Annotated in this window: 14 protein-coding genes and 4 pseudogenes; 9 read left to right on the forward strand and 9 right to left on the reverse strand. The window is 67.4% G+C overall.

Annotation, left to right across the window (positions count from 1 at the left end):
- Positions 1–107: 107 nt before the first annotated feature.
- Positions 108–491 carry a DoxX family protein gene (locus DKT69_RS35640; RefSeq protein WP_109805758.1) on the reverse strand — a complete coding sequence of 128 codons (384 nt, stop codon included), beginning with the start codon at positions 489–491 and terminating at the stop codon, positions 108–110.
- A gap of 89 nt (positions 492–580) precedes the next feature.
- On the opposite strand from DKT69_RS35640, the gene sigJ reads away from it, so the two are divergent.
- A complete protein-coding gene (gene sigJ / locus DKT69_RS35645) occupies positions 581–1,576 on the forward strand; it encodes an RNA polymerase sigma factor SigJ (protein ID WP_236648645.1) in 996 nt (331 codons plus the stop codon).
- Positions 1,577–1,898: 322 nt separating this feature from the next.
- Here the strand turns inward: sigJ and DKT69_RS35650 are convergent, their stop codons facing one another.
- Positions 1,899–3,239: an FAD-binding oxidoreductase gene (locus tag DKT69_RS35650; RefSeq protein ID WP_109805760.1), complete on the reverse strand. Its 1,341-nt coding sequence runs from the start codon at positions 3,237–3,239 to the stop codon at positions 1,899–1,901.
- A gap of 524 nt (positions 3,240–3,763) precedes the next feature.
- Positions 3,764–4,231: a MarR family winged helix-turn-helix transcriptional regulator gene (locus DKT69_RS35655; RefSeq protein WP_109805761.1), complete on the reverse strand. Its 468-nt coding sequence runs from the start codon at positions 4,229–4,231 to the stop codon at positions 3,764–3,766.
- A 36-nt stretch (positions 4,232–4,267) separates the two neighbouring features.
- On the opposite strand from DKT69_RS35655, the gene DKT69_RS35660 reads away from it, so the two are divergent.
- The 4 genes and pseudogenes from DKT69_RS35660 to DKT69_RS41565 form a co-directional block, all read left to right on the forward strand.
- A complete protein-coding gene (locus tag DKT69_RS35660; RefSeq protein WP_201750029.1) occupies positions 4,268–4,717 on the forward strand; it encodes a nuclear transport factor 2 family protein in 450 nt (149 codons plus the stop codon).
- Positions 4,718–4,745: 28 nt separating this feature from the next.
- A pseudogene (locus DKT69_RS35665) lies at positions 4,746–4,827 on the forward strand (transposase); the annotation flags it as partial.
- 67 nt (positions 4,828–4,894) lie between these two features.
- Positions 4,895–5,296: pseudogene (locus DKT69_RS35670) on the forward strand (HD domain-containing protein); the annotation flags it as partial.
- Positions 5,297–5,362: 66 nt separating this feature from the next.
- Positions 5,363–5,504 (forward strand): annotated as a pseudogene (locus tag DKT69_RS41565) (IS256 family transposase); the annotation flags it as partial.
- Positions 5,505–5,594: 90 nt separating this feature from the next.
- On the opposite strand, the gene DKT69_RS35675 reads toward DKT69_RS41565, so the two are convergent.
- Positions 5,595–8,003, reverse strand: a complete 2,409-nt coding sequence (locus DKT69_RS35675; protein WP_161558013.1) for a low temperature requirement protein A — start codon at positions 8,001–8,003, stop codon at positions 5,595–5,597.
- 392 nt (positions 8,004–8,395) lie between these two features.
- Here DKT69_RS35675 and DKT69_RS35680 point away from each other — a divergent pair, with 392 nt between their 5' ends.
- Positions 8,396–8,836, forward strand: coding sequence for an AAA family ATPase (locus DKT69_RS35680; protein WP_236648648.1), 441 nt, complete (start codon positions 8,396–8,398; stop codon positions 8,834–8,836).
- 958 nt (positions 8,837–9,794) lie between these two features.
- The gene (locus tag DKT69_RS35685) at positions 9,795–11,918 is read left to right on the forward strand and encodes a discoidin domain-containing protein (protein ID WP_161558014.1); all 2,124 of its coding nucleotides are present in this window, start codon (positions 9,795–9,797) and stop codon (positions 11,916–11,918) included.
- Positions 11,919–12,310: 392 nt separating this feature from the next.
- Here DKT69_RS35685 and DKT69_RS35690 read toward each other — a convergent pair whose 3' ends face one another.
- The 3 genes from DKT69_RS35690 to DKT69_RS35700 form a co-directional block, all read right to left on the reverse strand.
- On the reverse strand, positions 12,311–12,766 hold the full coding sequence (locus DKT69_RS35690) for a GNAT family N-acetyltransferase (protein ID WP_236648650.1): 456 nt from the start codon (positions 12,764–12,766) through the stop codon (positions 12,311–12,313).
- A gap of 171 nt (positions 12,767–12,937) precedes the next feature.
- Positions 12,938–14,242 carry an MFS transporter gene (locus DKT69_RS35695; RefSeq protein ID WP_236648652.1) on the reverse strand — a complete coding sequence of 435 codons (1,305 nt, stop codon included), beginning with the start codon at positions 14,240–14,242 and terminating at the stop codon, positions 12,938–12,940.
- Positions 14,243–14,398: 156 nt separating this feature from the next.
- On the reverse strand, positions 14,399–15,088 hold the full coding sequence (locus tag DKT69_RS35700; protein WP_161558015.1) for an IS5 family transposase: 690 nt from the start codon (positions 15,086–15,088) through the stop codon (positions 14,399–14,401).
- A gap of 220 nt (positions 15,089–15,308) precedes the next feature.
- On the opposite strand from DKT69_RS35700, the gene DKT69_RS35705 reads away from it, so the two are divergent.
- Both DKT69_RS35705 and DKT69_RS35710 read left to right on the forward strand, forming a co-directional pair.
- Positions 15,309–15,965: a TetR/AcrR family transcriptional regulator gene (locus tag DKT69_RS35705; RefSeq protein ID WP_109805765.1), complete on the forward strand. Its 657-nt coding sequence runs from the start codon at positions 15,309–15,311 to the stop codon at positions 15,963–15,965.
- Between the two features lie 125 nt (positions 15,966–16,090).
- Positions 16,091–16,572, forward strand: a pseudogene (locus DKT69_RS35710) (transposase family protein); the annotation flags it as partial.
- 92 nt (positions 16,573–16,664) lie between these two features.
- On the opposite strand, the gene DKT69_RS35715 reads toward DKT69_RS35710, so the two are convergent.
- On the reverse strand, positions 16,665–17,033 hold the full coding sequence (locus tag DKT69_RS35715) for a GNAT family N-acetyltransferase (RefSeq protein WP_109805766.1): 369 nt from the start codon (positions 17,031–17,033) through the stop codon (positions 16,665–16,667).
- Between the two features lie 195 nt (positions 17,034–17,228).
- Entirely contained in the window at positions 17,229–18,173 is a 945-nt protein-coding gene (locus DKT69_RS35720) for an NADP-dependent oxidoreductase (RefSeq protein ID WP_109805767.1), read from the reverse strand.
- Between the last annotated feature and the right edge of the window lie 106 nt (positions 18,174–18,279).

Here is an 18,279-nt window from a genome sequence, read left to right on the forward strand (position 1 = left end):
AGGCGACGCGCTCGCGGTGAACCACGGGGCGAAGGCCGCGTCGCGGTGCGGCCTTCGCCCCCGGAGACGCGCGTCACATCGGCTTCTCCTTGTGGTGTCGGGCTTGGTCAGCCGGTCAGGGAGTGCGGGCCGAAGCGGCCCCACGCCACGAAGACGGCCAGGGCCAGGTAGGCCACATTTGCCAGGATCGGCTTGGCCTCGTGACGGTGCAGGTGCGTGATGATGGCGCCGATCATCAGCAACACCAGGCCGACGGCGGCCACCGGCACGAGAACCGGCGCGATGTCGAGCATGGCTGGCAGGACCAGGCCCATCGCGGCCAGGACCTCGAGGGCGCCGATGGCCTTGACGGTGCCGGTGTTGACGTCCTCGACCCATCCCCCGCCGGGGGCGGCGGCCAGTCTCCTCCTGGGCAGGGCCAGCTTGATGGCGCCGCCGGCCAGGAAGGCAACGGCCAACAGCCCAGCGATGATCCACAGAGCAATGTTCATGGGGCACTCCTCGCACGTCATACGGTGTCAGCAGTACGACGACGAGGGCCTCCGTACTGTGAGGCCGCGCGCCAACCTCACAATTCCGTGTGCTGTCTCGTCGAGTTGGTGAAGACAGCGACGAGGCACAGGGAGCCGGCGACACCATGACCACACAGTCCGAGCCAGAAGGCGGCCAGCTCGACCCGGGCCTGAGCGCGATCATCAGCGAGCGGCGCCGGCTGGTCAACCTCGCGTATCGGCTCCTCGGCTCCCTGGCGGAAGCCGAGGATGCCGTACAGGAAACGTACGCCCGCTGGTACGCCATGACTGCGCGGCAGCAGGACGCCATCGAGTCTCCCGCCGCCTGGCTGACGACGGTCGCCAGCCGCATCTGCCTCGACGTGCTTCGCTCGGCCCGGACCCGACGGGAGCGCTACGTGGGCGAGTGGCTCCCGGAGCCGCTGCCCGACCATACGGAGTGGATCAGCGGGCGGCCGGGCGGGGCCACGGCCGATCCGGCCGACCGGGTCACCCTCGACGAGTCGGTCAACATGGCCTTCCTCGTCGTGCTCGAGTCGATGACCCCGGCCGAGCGCGTCGCGTTCATCCTGCACGACGTCTTCCGGTACCCCTTCCCCGAAGTGGCCAGGATCGTGGGTCGAACGCCGGCGGCGTGCCGCCAGCTGGCCTCGTCGGCCCGCCGCCGCATCGCGGCGCCGCAGGTTCCCGCGACCCCCGTGGTCCAGCACGGCGCTGTCGTCATCAGGCACCTCAGGCAGGCATGGGAAGCCAAGGACGTCAACGCCCTCATCGGCCTGCTGGACCCCGACGCTACCGCAACCGCCGACGGCGGCGGCCTGGCAGCCGCCGCGCTCCATCCCGTGGAAGGCGGCGAGCAGGTCGCGCGCTACCTGGTCGACATCGCCGGCCGCGTAGCCGGCCTGACGATCCTGGAGCGTACGGTCAACGGTCAGCCAGGTCTGGTAGTTCAGCACGAGGGCGTCACCGCGGCGGTGCTGGCCTTCGACGTCGCAGGCGACCGGGTCAAGCGCATCTGGGTGGTGCGCAACCCCGAGAAGCTCCAGCTCTGGACGGCGTACTGACCGCGTCGCCGCGACCGACCCGGCGGGTGGTACCTGACCCCGCTCACAGGACGAACTGCCTCGCAGCGCAGGCCGTGGCGGAGTTCGGGCTCGATCAGCTGCGGGGACTGATCGAACTTGTCAGAACTATGCAGGCGGCGCCCCTTCGGCGTCCATGAGCGGCCTACGGCCCCACTCCGCCGCCGCGTATGCACGGTCGGGGGTGGGGCCGTCGTCCTGCCAGAAGGAACTTCCGCGGGCGGTCTTCGGTGTCCCGGGGTCGGTCGCGGGTCAAGCCGCCGGGGCCGCGGTGGTGTGTCGGATCTGCCTGCCCGCCAACGGCCTACTGAGGCCGGATGTTGTGGTTATGGGCGAACAAGTTGGCGGGGTCGTACTGACGCTTGACCGCCGCAAGCCGCTGGTAGGTCTCCGTTGGATAGATCGCCGCGACGTCCTCGTCGGTGGCGGTGGCGAGAAAGTTCGCGTAGGCGCCATTGACGTGCGGTGCGAGCCTCCGCCAAATCGCTTCCAGCACTGGACGAGTGGCCTCGACGACCGGCTCCGGGCCCGCCGTGGTGGTCACGAACATCAACTCCGCTTGGCGGTGCGTGTAGGCGGTGGCGTCGTCGGGGACTCGGGATACCGCACCGCCGACGCTGCGAACGGCGATGAACGGCGACCCCTCCGCTGCCCCGACCTCGGTAAGGATCTGCAGGACCTCGGATACCGATTCCTTCTCGACAAACGCGCTCCGGGTGAGGAACTCGATGCCCGGCGGCGGAGGCACGCCGTCCACGAGCGTGTCCGCATAAGGCCTCAGCGCGACGTCGTCGTCAATCAGCGTGCCGAGCCGGCGGATCGGGTCGATTGCGTGGGCCGCGAGCGCCGGGTCATCGCCGTCGAAGGCGACATAGATCTCCACCGGCGCTTCGGGTCCGCCGGCGAGCGGGTTGGCGAGGTTCGCGGTGGCGGTGAGCGCTTCGGGCGCGGTACGGAGGCAGTCCGCCCAACCCTGCAGCACGCTGCCCGCCTCCGACGCCGGAAAGGCAATCCTGCCGTAGAAGACGTCCGTCGTCGGATGTGCCACGAACTGGAAGGCGGTGACGATCCCGAAGTTGCCGCCGCCACCGCGAATCGCCCAGAACAGCTCCGGGTTCTCCTCCGCGCTTACGTGCACGAGCGCTCCGTTGGCAGTGACCACCTCCGCGGCGACCACGTTGTCCAGGGCCAGACCGTACTTCCTGACCTTCCAGCCGATGCCACCGGTCAATGTCAGCCCGCCGACACCGACGCTCTTGTTGTCGCCCGAGGAGATCGCCAGGCCATGCGGGGCGAGAGCGGCCGCGACCTGACCCCAAGTGGCGCCGCCGCCGATTCGCACGAGGTGACGTTCCTTGTCGATGAGCTCCACGCTTGTGAGCTTGCTGAGGTCGATCACGATGCCGCCGTCGTTGGTGCCGAAGCCCGGAAAGCTGTGGCCGCCACCTCGCACGGACAGCACAAGTCCTGCGCTGGCTGCGAACCTGACACCTACTTGCACGTCCCCGACGCTCTTGGGCCGCAGAACATAGGCCGGACTACCGGAAGCGAATACCGAGCGGCTCGCCGATTCGTACTCCGCTCCGCCCGGTTCGATGATGTCGCCGCCGAAGTCGCGGCGAAGCCTTTCAGCCGGTGAGCTCATGATGTTCCTTCCACGCTGGAGAATCTGATTCGTACGTGGGAGTGACGAGATGGCCCGGCAAAGATGTGAGCCCCGCCGACTGTGACCTGCGTCTCCCACCCGGACGCTTGTGGCCGCCATGGCGGTCAAGGAATGCGTCAAGGTAGTGGACCTGTGGCAGGTGCGACGGGATGTGGCAGCAGGTCAACGTCGAGTGCCCGCAGCGAAGCGAGGAACTGCGGCATGGGGCCGGAACTCGTCAGAACTTCAGGGTACGGAGACCGAGAAGCCGCACCCAACCACGCCGAAGGTGAGCCCCACCTCCCCGCTGGGGAGCCACCCATCGGTGGCCAGGTCGTAGGCAGCGGCCGCCCACACGTCGATGATGAGGGATATCGCGCGCGTCGCAGATGACCCGGTAGGCGGTGCCGGCAAGGTACCGCTTCAGGCAGCGGATGAATCCTGACTTGGGATAGTCCTTCATCGGTCCGCCGCCGCAGGTGGGCGCGGCGTCCTGACCAGCACCGCCCGCGTACACGGGGCCATCACAGCGGTCCGCCTGATGCGCGTAGGCGTTCCTCGAGCAGTGCGCACAGCTGTTCTAGCGTCCGCGCCGTACGCCGCAGTTCGTCCGCGCCGAGGACGTCCGCGGCGTGGCGTTCCGTGTCGGTGCGGTGGCGGCGTCCCCGTTTGACGAGTGCCTGACCTGCCGGGGTGAGGGCGACGCTGTTCTCGCGGCGGGAAGCGGAGGACGGCCAGGTACGCAGCCAACCGCGGTCTCGCGCGGTGGCGATGTGGCGGCTGACGGCCGCCTTCGTGAGCCCGAGGTGATCTGCGATGGCCTGCTGCGACATGCCCTCCGCACCAGCCAGCATGTCCAGGATCAGGAACATCGCCCGGCCCACACCTATTCGCTCGCCCAGCTGCTGGTCGGCGACACGGCGGCTGAGCAAGTCGGCCCGGTGCAGGTAGTGCAGGACCCGCTGGTACGAGCCCGGCTCGTCTGTTGACATGTTGACAGTTTACTTGTTGACGGCGAGGATCCTTCCGTGGGAACACCAGATTCCGAGCCGCAGGCGATCCTGCGGCGTTACCAGCAAGCCATGATCGACAAGTCTGCTGACGACCTGGCCGAGCTATACGCCGCCGACACGGTGCACGAGCTGCCGTTCCTGTTTCCGGGCATGCCGGACCGATTCGAGGGACGCGAACGTCTCCGCGCCGCGTACCGGGCCGCCTGGGCGGTTAGTGACGCGCAACCGCAGGAGGTGTGTGAGGTGGCCGTCCATTCCTGCGCGGACGGCGAGGTGCTGGTCGTCGAACAGGTCGTCCGCGGTGTCCTGCGGTCCACCGGTCAGCCGTTCGAGTTCCCGGGTGTGCTCGTGCTACGCGTGCGCGACGGCGAGATCGTCCACGCCCGGGACTACATGGATGGATTGGGCATAGCGCACGCCTTGGGACGCCTGCCGGTGGTGGTGAAAGCGCTGACGCAGCGGTGAACCGAGATCACGCGCCCCTCCGGAAGTGGCGAACTGCCAGATCGGGGTGAGCGTCCACGCGGTAACCGACACCGCCTCGTGTCCTCTGGATTGGCGGTTGTATCTGCCGACATCGTGGACGACCAGGCCATCGAGGAGACTGACCGCTTCCGAGGTGGCGCTCGAGTTGGGCGGCCGGAGCCGGCCCGGGTGTCGATGCTGTGCGTTCTGCACGACACCCAGGAAACCCGGATCACCGACATCCCGCACATCGCCAAGCGCTACCTCACCGCCGTACCCAACACCACCGTCACCGCCGACCAGGTCGCCACCTGCCCACCCGCAGTCGCCGACGTCATCACCGCCGCCGTTGCGGAATACGAAGCGGGTGAGACACCAGAAGCCGTGGTCGCTCGCGACGCTGACAAGCTGGAATGCCTCGTCCAAGCGGTTGAGCACCGCCATCAGGGCATCGACAACGTCCAGCGCTGGATTGACAGCTCACGAGCGGCGCTCAAGACCGCGAGCGCCCACCGCCTCGCCGACGCAGCCCTCAGCGGACAACCCCTCGCCTGGCTCACTCCCCCGCCGCCGGAGTAAGCCCTAGGCACTTGTCGTTGACCTCCCGCCGAGGCTCATGGCTCCAATCCGCAACGAGCAGGCCGCGCTAAGTGCCTGTACCTCGTGACCCGGTCCCTTGACACGACCGGCGCCGGCAGAACCCGATGGACGATGCGCTGGAAACCCGCTTCGAACGCCTTCGCCATCACCTTCATCGACCGCTTCCCGGCCCGCTGAGACCTACTAACAAGATCGCCGGAAACACCGTTCGCGAGACAGCCCCGGACGCGACCGTAGGTAGCGCGGCTCGGACGATGGCGGTGGGGATCGCGGCGGGTTAGCTGATGGGGTTCATGGGCGGTTGCTGGTCAGGATGGCTGAGGGCGGTGGCTCGTGTAAGCCGCCGCCGTAGCTCGGCGGCGTGGTGGGAGTCGATCATCATGACGGCGGCGGTGGCGGCCGCCAGGATGGTCAGCGCCCACAGCGGCGGCAGTGGGCTGGTCACCGGCGCGAGGATCGCCACCAGCAGGATTCCGGTGGCCCGGACCCAGCGGATCTGGTGCCGGGTGCGCCACCAGAATGCCTGGTTGGCGAGGAGATAGACGAGCACTCCGGCGAAGAGGATGGCGTGCCCCAGCGGGGTACGCGCCGGTCCTGACGGGTCGCTGACCACGTCGAGGGTCTTCCGTATGCCGAAGGAAAGCAGCATCAGCCCGACGATCATGGGCAGGTGCAGGTAGGCGTATGCGTCGCGCGCCAGCGCGGCCCGCTGGTTGCCGGTCCGGTCTTGCATGACGCGCTCTCCGACGATGGCGTCCGTGTCGAAGTACGCCCACCACAGCGTGGCCAGCAGGACCATGCTGGTGGCGCTGGCGACGATCACCGACCAGGAAATCGCGCGGCCAAAGACGGCCACCCCCGCCGAAATGATCGACTCGCCCAGTGCGATGAGAATGATCAGGGCGTACCGGTCGGTCCAGTGTTTGGCCGAACTCACCTGCCAGAACCGCTGGACGACGAAGTAGCCCCCGGCGAGGTCGACGACGATGGCCGCCAGCCAGAGGCTCGCCGCGAGCGGGCTCAGCTCCTCCGGGGCATGCGGCCGCGAGGAAGCCAGCGCGGCGAACAACAACAGGACGAGCGCGGCCGCCGTCGGAACGCCCGCCCGCAGCATCCGGGCGTGTTGTGCCCGGTCCGGGCGGACGACCAGCCGGAGCGCGATCAGGTGCAGCACGCGCAGCGCGATGTAGCAGACCACGACGATCATCGGACCGGGCAGGCCGTCGGGTACAACGTCGAACGCCTGTGGGATAGCGATGCCGATCGTTAGGGTCAGCGCCACGATCAGCAGGACACTCAACCGGACGGGGATGGACTCGCTTCGAAGGACGTTCCCTACCTGGGTGTAGAGGGACCAGGCGACCCACAGCAGGCTGAGCACGGCCAGGGCCTGGGCGACCCCGACCACGGTGGGGTGCCGGGTCATCAACACGGTGACCTGGATGAACGTGTAGACGACCACCAGATCGAGGAAGAGTTCCTTTGGTGTGACCCCGGTGGTGGCGGCATGGATCGCCGCCTCCGCCGCCTGCCTGTGCAGCAAGTGATGCCGCCGGCGGAAGACGGTGAGGTCGGCCAGGACCATACTGGTGAGAACGGCGGCGAGCAGCCCCACCGCGCCCACTGGCGGCAGGCGGACCGCGACCGGAGCCAAGGTGGTCACCAGGACGATCCCCAGCAACGGGCTACGACCCAGCAGGCGGATGGTGCGGTGCTCGAGGGCCACCAGCCCGAGCAGGTAGACCAGGACACCTCCGTAGAGGACGAGTGTGCTCAGCTGGTCCCACCGGTACGCGGTGGCGGGTTCGACCGAACTCAAGGCGCGTTTGAGCCCCAGCGCGATGAGGACGAGACCGATGATCATGACGACGTGCAGGACGCTATATGCGTCCCGGCCGAGTCGTGACCTGGTGGCTGCCGGCCACCGCTGCAGCGCCTGCTCGGCGGCGAATCCGGCGATGTCGAAGTAGCGCCACCAGAGTACTGCCACGACGACGAGGCTCAGGGCGGAGCCCCCGATCACCGACCAGGTGATCGGTGGGTCACCGATGAGGCCACGGGCAGTGCCGATCGAGATGATCGTCTCGCCCAACGCTATGAGCACGACCAGCCGGTGCCGCTCGGCCCAGTGCGGGACGGACACGATCCGCCAGTTGTCCGCGCCGAGCGCCCGCACGCCGATGAAATCGACGACGGTGGCGGCGAAGAACAGGGCCAGTTGGACGGACCCACCGTCGACGCCCGCGGGCAGGTGGCGAGGGAGTAGCGCACCGCACAGCAGCAGGACCGCGGCGCCGGAGAACGGCAACCATGCGCGTAGAAGGGGTCCTCGGGTCCCACCCGAAACGGTGTACGTCAACATCAGTAGCGCGCCGAGCTGGGCCAGCAGGAAGGCGACGACGAAGATCAACGGCCCGAACAAGCCACCTGGCCGATCGGTGAAGGTCACCGGCGCGGCGATCCCGGTCACCAGGATGGTCGCGGCCACCCCGAAGATGAGCGGCCGCATGATTCCCTTGTCCAACCTGACGAGGTTGCCGAGCACGGTGTACGAGCTCCAGGCCCGCCACAGCAACAGGACCACCAGAACGCCCTGGAACAGGCCCTCGATCCGGAAGTTCTCCGTCACGAGGTCCGTCACGCTCAGGAACGCGTACACGAACACCAGGTCGAGGAACAGCTCCAACCGGCTCACCCCGGGGCCCCCGGGGGACAGTTGAATGCCCCCGAGGAATCGCGCAGGGCGCTCACCGGAATGCCGCGCCAACCGGCTCCTGGTCACCTCCCCACTCTGCCAAGCGGTGGGCGGACGGAGGCCGAATTCAGCCAGCCCGCACGCAGCTCGCTGGGGATCACCGTCCGTCATACAGACCTTCACATATGCGACCGCCGACCGTGGCCGCCTTCCCCAGGCCGTTCGTCATGTCGGTCGAGGGTGAGCACAAGTGGCCGGCGCATGCCAGGCGGCAGATGCTGCCAGGTCGGCCGCGATCGACCGGGCTCGGCCCGGCAGCCCCCGCCACGCAACCCTGCCAGCAGCGTCCCCTGCAGGCGCCACCACACGCCCTGCTCCTGTCAGTGGGCCACCGGTTCGTAGCACGAACAAGATTCCTGCCAGGGCTGCCCCGTCATCACGCGCGGGTCGTCGGGGACAGCGGGACCGGCGAGCAATGCCTGCACGAGCGTTCCCACGGCGAATCGTTCCTCGACCTGGCTACCCACCGGTTCGGGTCGCGTGGACTGTACCTGCTCGACGAGCCGGAGGCGGCGCTGTCGGTGCACGGCTGCCTGGCGATGCTCACCCGGATCCGCGACCTCGCTGAGACCGGTTCGCAGTTCGTCGTGGCCACCCATTCACCGATCCTGCTGGCCGTACCGCACGCGCGGATCCTGCAGATCGACGGCACCGGCACCATCAGCGAGGTCAGCTACGACGAGGCGCAGCCGGTGGTGTTGACCCGCTCGTTCCTGGCCGACCCGCAGCGGTACCTGCACTACCTGTTAGGCGACGACCGTTGACCCGCACCGCCGGACCCGAACATGCAGGCGCCGCCCGGCCCGCGGCAGGTCCCGAAAGGGTGGGCATAGAGCCGGCCGGCTCCCTCGAACGTCCCGCGTTCGAGGTGCGCGGCCTCCCGCGCCTTCTGCGGGTGGAGCCCGGCGAGCGACGGAGAGCCTCCGAGTGGTTGCCCTCCGGTGCAGGCGAGCTATTCGGCGTCGTCGCTGTCGGTCACCCGAGGTGGCCGTGCTCGGCGATCCACGCCTCAACGTCGGCGCGCAGCCAAACCGTGATTCCATGCAGGCGTTGGAACGGCTCCGGGAAGAGGCTGGTCAAGCGGCTTGGCTTGCAGCCGGTATCGCTGCTGCACTGCTTCATCGATGTTGACGGCGAGCCGCTGGTCGACCGGTTGGTCGGGCTGTGCCGTGAGGCACAGCGGGTACGGCGCGACATCTGGTTCCACGGCGTCGCTCCCCAGCCGGTATCGCGGGCGGGACGACCGACCCACGTCCGCGACGGAGCAGCAACCGCCGCCATGCGGCGTTGACGGCATCCCTGGTGACGCCCGCCAGAACACCCACGAATTTGGGCAAGTCGGGCATCAGCAGGGCTGCTGATCGACCGCGCGACTCGTGGCATGACAGCACCGCGAGGCGTGCGACAAGTACCAGCGGGCAGCCTGACACCGATCAACGAAGCCGCAGATCATGCCCCGCACGTCGCGCTCTGGCACGGCACTCGGTCAATGGCCCTTGACGGTGCCATAAGTTAAATGTGTAAATAATTCGACACTTGAATGAAGTCCCGAATCCTCGCGCCGCGCGCGGAACGTTCCCGGATCGGGGCGCAGCCATGCAACGAAGGGATCACGAGGTGTCACGAAGAGGGCTAGGCGTCGGGCTGGTCACTGCACTGTCCCTACTCGTGCTTTGTCCGGCCGAAACGTCCGCCGCAGCAAGCGCGCCGGCGGGGGTTTCCGTGTTTCTCACCGACCTCGGCACCAAGACCTACCTGTCGCGCCAATCCACCGTGTCGTGGCATGGCGGGCAGGCCCCGCAGGGACCGACAATCACCGTCGACAGCCAGCGGCGGTATCAGGAGATCACCGGCTTCGGGGCGTCGTTCACCGACTCCTCCGCCTGGCTCGTCGGCACCCGCCTCGACAGCGCGCAGCGCGACGCGGTGATGCGCGACCTATTCAGCCGCCAGGGCATCGGCTTGAGCTTCCTGCGCCAGCCGATGGGCTCCAGTGACTTCGCGGTGAACGGGAACTACTCGTACGACGACATGCCGGCCGGCCAGACCGATCCGACACTCGCCCATTTCTCCATCGACCACGACCGGGCATACATCATCCCGGTGCTCAAGCAAGCCCGTCAGCTCAACCCGGAGCTGACCGTGATGGCGTCGCCGTGGAGCCCGCCAGGCTGGATGAAGACCAGCGACTCGATGATCGGCGGGACGCTCAAGCCGGACGTCTACCAGCCGCTGGCCGACTACTTCACGAAGTTCCTCGAAGGCTACGCGGAGGCAGGGGTTCCCGTCCGCTACATCACCCCGCAGAACGAGCCGCTCTACGTACCCTCCGGATATCCGGGTATGTCGCTCAGCGCCGAGCAGCAGAACAACCTGATCAAGAACTACCTCGGCCCGGCACTACGCGACCGCGAACTGCAGACCGGGATCCTTGGTTACGACCACAACTGGGATGTCGTCAGCTATCCGGAAACCATGTACGCCGACCCGGCCGCGACTGGGTTCGTCGCCGGCACGGCGTGGCACTGCTACGGCGGTGACGTGCGGGCCCAGGCTGTGTCGCACAACAACTACCCCAACAAGCCGGCGTGGCACACGGAGTGTTCGGGCGGCACGTGGGAGGGCAACGAGCAGGCCGCTTTCGCCGCGGCGCTGGGCCTGGTCATCAACAGCACCCGTGACTGGGCAAAGGGTGTCATCCGCTGGAACATCGCCCTGGATCAGAACAACGGACCGACCAACGGCGGCTGCCCGACCTGCCGCGGCGTCGTGACGGTCGCGCAGGACGCTGCCGGCCACTGGTCGTACACCAAGACCGTCGACTACTGGGCCCTCGGTCACGCCAGCAAGTTCGTGCGTCCGGGCGCCCGCCGGGTGGCGTCCAACTCCCTTGGGGCCGGTGACGTGCAAGACGTCGCCTTCGTCAACCCCGATGGCTCCACGGCGCTGGTCGCGTTCAACTCCGCGAACAGCCAAAAGACGTTCCGCGTGCAGTGGGGCAACAAGTGGTTCACCTACAGCCTTGCCGGCGGGGCGGCGGCCACGTTCACCTGGGCCGGCACCCAGCATGGCACCGTGGACCCAGCCGCGATCGGCTCGGTTGACATTCCGCTCGAGAACCCGAACGGGACGCGAGCGCTGATCAGTTACGACGCTGGAATGCTGGCTCACCAGGCTCAGGTGCGGGTCGGCAACCAGTGGCTCGGCTACACGCTCCCCGCCGGCGCGTCGCTCACCCCTCCGACGACCGCAGTGCCGTTGCCGCGTGGCGCGTGGACGGTGTCGGCATCGGCGAGCAATGCCACCGAGCCACCTGATAAGGCGATCGACGGCGACCCAGCCACGCGGTGGAGCACGGGCCGCGGCATGCGGCCCGGCGACTGGTTCCAGGTCGACCTCGGCTCGGAGCAGACGTTCAACCAGGTCGTCCTGGACACGACGGGAAGCAGCGGCGACTCCCCGCGGGGGTACGAGCTCTTTGTGTCCAACGACGGCACGAACTGGGGCCAGCCGATCGCGACCGGACCGGGCAGCCCGGTGGCCAAGATCCTCATACCGCAGGTCACGGGCCGCTACATCCGGGTGGTGAACCAGGGCGATGCCGGCAACTGGTGGTCGATCCACGAGCTGAACGTGCTCGGGCCCGCCGGTCCGGCGAGCGTGGCGGCAGGCTCGGACAGCGGCGTTCAGCGCAAGACGGCCGTGCTGCCCGACGGCACACAGCTTCTCGTCGTGTATAACTCGGGCCGCTCGGTCGCCACGTTCGACGTGCCGTGGGGAGACACGACCTACGCCTACCGCCTGCCGGCCGGCGCCGCCGCGATTTTTACGACGCGCCAAGGCTAATCGGTGGCGCTGTGCCGGCCAGAGCATCCCTGGCCGGCACAGCGTCGCGGCTGTCCCTCGCCAGTAGAACTGAGGCACGGATGCGGCCCTGACCAGCGGTGCCTCAGGTTTGGCGGCGAACTATGCCGGGTTCGATCGTCGAACCTGAGGCAGCTCAGCAGATTTGCAGATCATCACCCAGAAGGAGGCGTGAACCGAACAACAAACGCCGACGCGGTCCCGCAACACTTTCAAACCGAACCAGCGGCACCCGCTTCTTGAGGTTCGGACGTCGTGCGCCTGCTGGTTCGGCAAGCCTCCGCGATCCGCTGCTCTGAAGCCCGCAGCAACCGCGGACCGCACTACTCACGGCTAGATCAGGGCACCGGCGGCGCAAACAATCTGGCTCTTGGTCAATTGAGTGATTTACGCATCTGCTGTGTCACGACGCGGTAGCCGGAAGTCTCATACAGCCGGATCGCGCGGGCGTTGTCGCCGAAGACGTTGAGCTCAAGGCGACCCAGGCCACGGGAGCGCACGGCGTCCTCGGCAGCAGCTAGGAGCGCGCGTCCGTAGCCGGCTCCGCGGTACGCCTCATTGATTTCGATGTCGTAAATGAACGCGCAGTCGGGCGCACCGCGCGGGTGCGTCAAGCCCAGCCACGACACGCCAACACATGTGCCGTCGGGAAGCGCGGCCCTCAAGAACAGCATTCCGGCAGTCGCAAAACCATCCGGCAACAGGACGTCGTTTGCCTTGGTGGCCAACTCGATGGCCTCGTCCGCGGGCCAGTTACCGGCTGTTACCTGATCATCCGCGAATGATCGGATGGTACGGTCACGCCACTCTTCGAACTCGTTCCTCGTCATGTCCCGTACGATCAACTCAGGCACAGCGTGATGGTCCCACACCGATCGGTGGACGGCTGCCCCCGTTGTCCTCGCGCAAGCACACGTCGGCCGCATGCACTCATCTCGGCAGATCCGCGCACTCGTCGACCGGCATGCCGTGACATTGCGTAACGGGCGGATCGTGGCAGATCAGTACCCGTGATCATGTGTCGCATTTGGTGATGGGAGGGTCCGACTCAGGCGGGCGAGCGGGGACAGAGCCATCAGCACGGGTGACAGCATCATGCCGGCGGCCGTGACCAGCAGAGCAGTGCGTATCCCCCACTGTTCTGCGAGGAGGCCGCCGAGCAGCGAGCCGAGTGGCGTCAGGCCCATGCCCGCGAAGGTGATCGTCGCGGCGACGCGGCCTTGCATCGTGTCCGGAGTGAGGGCCTGCCGGACGGCCATGATGGTGACGTTTACCAGTTGGCCGAAGACCCCGAACGCGAGGTTGATCGCGATTAGTGCGGGAAGGGCGGCCACGGAGGTGCCGTGCAGCGCGGGCACGCACAGTAACACGCCGTCACCGATGACGGCCGCCGAGACGAGCACCGTGCCGTAACCGAGGCGGCTCGGGAGTCGGGCGGCGAGCAGGGAGCCCGCGAGCGCGCCTGGCCCTGTCGCGGCAAGCGCCAGTCCGATGGCGGTGCCGGACAGTTGCAGTTCCCGTGGCAGGAAGAGCAGATAGTTGGTCATCATGGCCGCGAAGGACAATTGGAATGTGGCCGAGGCGAGGCACACGGTACGTAGCAAGGTGTCGCCGAAGACGAAGCGGAGCCCCTCGTGGATCTGCCGCCAGATCCGCCGCGGACCGCCCGGGTGCTCCGGAATCGACTCGCGGTGGCGGATACCGGCGATGCCCAGAAACGACACCACGAAGAACAGGGCGCTGAACGCGGCGGCGATCGGCGCCGACAGCAGGGACATCATCGTCCCGCCGAGGGCGGGACCGCCGATCTGAGCCGCGGACCTGCTTCCCTCGATCGCGCTGTTGCCCTGCAGCAGCTCATCGCGCTGCACCAAGCGTACGAGGGAGGCTTGGTAGGCGACGTCGAAGAACACCGACAGGACCCCGATGGCGAACGCGATGGCCAGCAGTGCCGGCAGGCCGAGGCCACCCAAGAGGACGGCCACGGCGGCTCCGCCCAGCGCCAGGGCCCGGCCGAGGTCCGCCAAGGCCATGATGGTGCGAGTCCGCCACCTGTCCACCCAGACGCCGACGAACAGCGTGAGCAGAAGCTGCGGTGCCTGCCCCAACGCGCGAAGGACACCCAGTTGGTCCGCGCCGACGTTGAGCGTCAGGACGGCGATCAACGGCAGGATCACCAGGCTCGCATGCTCGCCCAGCTGTGAGGCCGTCTGGCCTATCCAAAGGCTGCGGAAGTCGGAGTTGCGCCACAGGCCCGGCGTAACGGATCGAGCGGAATCGGAGACGGCGGAGGAACCGGACGGCACAGAGACCCCTTGGATTGCTGCCGACAAGGCGCACCGACCGCCGTACGACAAACGTACTGACGGTGCAGGCCGGGGAAGGCTCGCTGTGCCGCGCGATTCAAGGGCAGCACCCGATGACAGGCCAAATGCGGCCTGAGAGCCTGGTAAATAAGGGTTTCAGGTGTTTTGGTGGCGGGCGAGGCGGCGGGTCATGACGATGATCATGGCCCATTGGACCATCGCGGCGTGGTGGTCGGGTAGCCGTTTATAGTCTCGGACGGTGCGTCGGCACCGGTTGATCCAGGAGAACGTGCGCTCGACCGCCCATCTGCGGTGCAGGACGACGAAGGTGGTCTGCCCGGCGAGCTTCGCGACGATCTGCACGGTCAGGGTGAGGTGGGCGGCGGCCCAGCCGACGAGCCGGCCGGCGTAGCCGCTGTCGGCCCAGGTCAGGCCGATGGCGGGAAAGCAGGCGCGTAGCGGCGACAGCAGCGGCCGGGCGGCGTCGCGATCCTGCACGTTGGCGCCGGTGACCAGGATCGCGAGCAGTAGTCCGCAGGTGTCGACGGCGAGGTGCCGTTTCCGGCCGTTGACTTTCTTCCCCGCGTCGAAGCCGCGCCCTGGCCGGCCGACGGTCTCCGCGCCGCGTACCGACTGGGAGTCGACCAGCGCAGCCGTCGGCTGCCGGTTACGACCCTCGACCTGTTCGCGGACCTGTTCCCGCAGTCTGTTGTGCATGCGGTTGAGCGTTCCGTCGCGGGTCCAGGTCGTGAAGTAGTGGTAGACCAGCTTGTGGTGCGGGACGTCGGCAGGCAGCGCGTCCCACTGGCAGCGTTGACACACGCTGACCTCCGGCGCGCCGCTCACGACGCATCGCCGAGCAACTCCTGAGCAGCAGCTTGCCACAGCGGGGACCAAATAGTCCAGGAAAAGACCCGATCTATCGATGATCTCGCGGACACCCGTTCAATAAAGCTGACGGCGCATGCGTTCGTCCTTCACCATCACACGAATGCGACATGACGCCGGATGGACTCAAAGGTCCCATTCTCCATGCATTTCCTGGCGCGCTGGATACACTTGACCGATGGGCGACGAGCAGGTGGCTGCGCCGACGAAGCAGCGGAGGATCAGTCAACGGGGCATCGCGACGCGAGAGCGGATCCTCGAGGCGGCGAACCGGCTGATGTTCGTGCGCGGAGTGAACGCGACGACCCTTGACGACGTCCGCGAGGCAAGCCAGACGAGCAAGTCTCAGCTTTACCACCACTTCGCCGACAAGCAGGAGCTCGTGCGCGCGTTGGTCAAATATCGAGGCGCGCTTGTGCTTCAGCGCGAGCGCGGAGGGCTCGAACGACTGAGATCGTTCTCAGGGCTGGTCCGGTGGCGTAACGCGCTGGTCCAGGCCAACTCGCTGAACAACGGCAAATACGGGTGCGGCCTCGGGTCGATGGCTGTCGAGCTGTCCGATCAAGATGAGCAGGCTCGATCGATGCTGTTGGAGACGTTTGCGGCATGGGAAAAGCTGATCAGTGACGGTCTGCACCGGATGCGGGACAGCGGTGCACTGCGCCAGGACGCCGACCCGGAGAAGTTGGCCACGGGGTTGATGGCAGCTTTGCAAGGCGGCTACTTGCTGGCGAACGCCGCGCACAACGTCGCACCCATGGAAGTTGCTCTGGACATGGCGCTGGAACACATCAAATCGTTCCTCTCGGAGCCGTCCGGCGAGCCGACCCGTTAATTTAGCCCTTTCATCGTGATCAGGCTGGTCACGGCGGGTGCGAGCAGCCCGGAGATCGATGAGGGCGAGGCTACAGGTAAGACAGCAGTCGACCAAGATCCGATGCCCCGACCCGGAGCGTCGCCGTGCTGTCTCACCCCGCCACGATCCCGCTGTCCAGTCGAACCCTGAACCACCTCGCCGAATGCCTCCGTAACCACCGCCGGCAGCGTCGATCCCGGTGGCGGCGCCTGGAACCCGGCCGGCAAGCCCTACTCACCCTCGCCCATCTGCGCAACGGCGACACCGACGCCCGCCTCGCAGCCGGGTTCGGCATCGGCGTCGCCACCGCCTGGCGCTACGTCCGCGAAGCTGTCGCTCTACTCGCCGCAGCCGCGGACGACCTGGCCGCCGCCATGGACGCATCCAAAGGCTGGCGTACGCGATCCTCGACGGCACGCTGACCCCGGTCGACCGGGTCGCCGACCAGAAGCCCTGCTACTCCGGCAAACACAGGCGGCACGGCATGAACGTGCACGTCATCGCGGACGCGGCGGGTCGGCTGATCTGGGCATCGACCGCGCTGCCCGGTGCCACCCACGATCTCAGCGCCGCCCGCGCTCACGGCAATGCTGCGGAGGAACTAGGCCACCGCGCGACAACGTCGTGAGGCCGCGATAGGGCTCGTCCGAGGGGTCTCCGGCGCGCGGCCCGGTAGTCTCAGCCACCGGCCTTCGCCCGCGCCGACTCGGCAGCAGCACGATCGGAGTAGCCGGGGTGTCGGGCGTCGATCAGATCGACATAGGTGGTCGTTCGCGAGAGGTAGTCGACCACAAAGGGGCAGATTGCGGTGATCGTGCCCTCGCGGGCGCGGATCTCGTCGAGTACTCGCCGCACCATCGCGCCCGCCACGCCCTGGTGTTGATGACTCGACTCGACTTCGGTGTGCCGGAGGGCGTACCGGTTGGGCTTCAGGTGGGTGTAGTAGAGCCAGCCGACTAGCTCGCTGTCGCGGTAGAGCTCAAAGCGGCCATGATCGAGGCTGTCGATCAGCTCCTCGGCTACCAGTGCTTGTCCTTCACTGCTCATCGGCTCACCCTTCCAACGTGTAGTTACGCCGCGCGATCAGACAGGCCCCGCCGGACTTTGAAGTCCAAGTATGGCATTTGACTGCTCGCCATGCACGCCCGAGTGCCGTACGTTTGGACTAGGTGGTCCGTTCGTGCGCTTGGCGAGAACTGCTCGAGGCCACCGACCGACGACGAACGAGGCGAGAAGAGAAAATTATGGACGAACGCGGATGATCGTCTTCCCCTTGGTCCGCTCGGTCGGGTTGAGGGCGGCGACGGCGTCGTCGAGGGCCGCGACGTTGCCGATGTTCGTCCGCACGCGTCCGTCCCGGACCCGCCGGACGATCTCACCCAGCTGGGCGCGGTCGGACACGACAACGAAGTCGATCGCCAGGCCGTCAGCTGGCCGCACCTCCGGCGGCCCGGTGACGGTCACCAGCGTTCCTCCGGCTCGAACCAGACCCGCGGACCGCTTCTGGATGTCGCCGCCGATGACATCGAAGACCAGATCGACTCCGCCGGCGTCTTCCAGGGTGTCGTTGTCGAGGTCGACGAACTCGTGCGCGCCGAAGTCGACTGCGGTCTGCCGGCCGCTGGCACGTCCGGTGCCGATGACGTAGGCGCCGGCCTGACGGGCGAGCTGCGTCGCCATCGAACCGACTGCGCCAGCCGCGCCGTGCACCAGGACGCTCTGTCCCGCCAGGAGGTGGCCATGATCGAACAGCCCCTGCCACGCGGTCAGGCCCGCCATCGCGACGCCAGCGCCCACCGTGAAGTCAACGTTGCCCGGCAGCGGCGCAAGGTTGCGCGCCTCGACGACGGCATACTCCGCCAGTGTGCCGTCGCGAGTCCAGTCCGTAAGGCCGAACACCCGCTGTCCCACCGACAACCCCGTTGCTCCATAGCTGAGAGCGGTGACTACCCCGGCCACCTCGTGGCCGGGGATCGACGGCGTCCGGTCACGGCCGAGGCGATCGATCCAGGTCGAGGGCCACTCCAGCTCATTCCCGGTGAATCCCGACGCATGAACTTCAACGACGACATCGCCGTAGTTCGCGCCCTCAAGACTGGCGAGCCTCGCCGCGTCCGGCTCGGGCCGCTCCACCAGCGTCATCCCCGCCGTTCCCGCGGCCCGGTCCGTCACCACGATCGCTTTCATCTGACTACCTCTCTCAGTAACAGTCCTCGTCTACCCCCGTTATGACGTAACGGGGGTCTCCGTTGTCTCCGCGTCCTTACGGACGAACCCGAATGATCTTCTTGCC

Origin of the sequence: Micromonospora sicca (assembly GCF_003172935.1) — a bacterium.
In the GTDB taxonomy this organism is placed as follows: Bacteria; Actinomycetota; Actinomycetes; order Mycobacteriales; family Micromonosporaceae; genus Micromonospora; species Micromonospora sicca.

Excerpts from the sequence above, each read along its gene's own strand:
- DKT69_RS35640 (WP_109805758.1), bottom strand. The coding sequence starts at position 491 with ATGAACATTGCTCTGTGGATCATCGCTGGGCTGTTGGCCGTTGCCTTC.
- DKT69_RS35650 (WP_109805760.1), bottom strand. The coding sequence starts at position 3,239 with ATGAGCTCACCGGCTGAAAGGCTTCGCCGCGACTTCGGCGGCGACATC.
- DKT69_RS35655 (WP_109805761.1), bottom strand. The coding sequence starts at position 4,231 with ATGTCAACAGACGAGCCGGGCTCGTACCAGCGGGTCCTGCACTACCTG.
- DKT69_RS35690 (WP_236648650.1), bottom strand. The coding sequence starts at position 12,766 with ATGACGAGGAACGAGTTCGAAGAGTGGCGTGACCGTACCATCCGATCA.
- DKT69_RS35705 (WP_109805765.1), top strand. The coding sequence starts at position 15,309 with ATGGGCGACGAGCAGGTGGCTGCGCCGACGAAGCAGCGGAGGATCAGT.
- DKT69_RS35715 (WP_109805766.1), bottom strand. The coding sequence starts at position 17,033 with ATGAGCAGTGAAGGACAAGCACTGGTAGCCGAGGAGCTGATCGACAGC.
- DKT69_RS35720 (WP_109805767.1), bottom strand. The coding sequence starts at position 18,173 with ATGAAAGCGATCGTGGTGACGGACCGGGCCGCGGGAACGGCGGGGATG.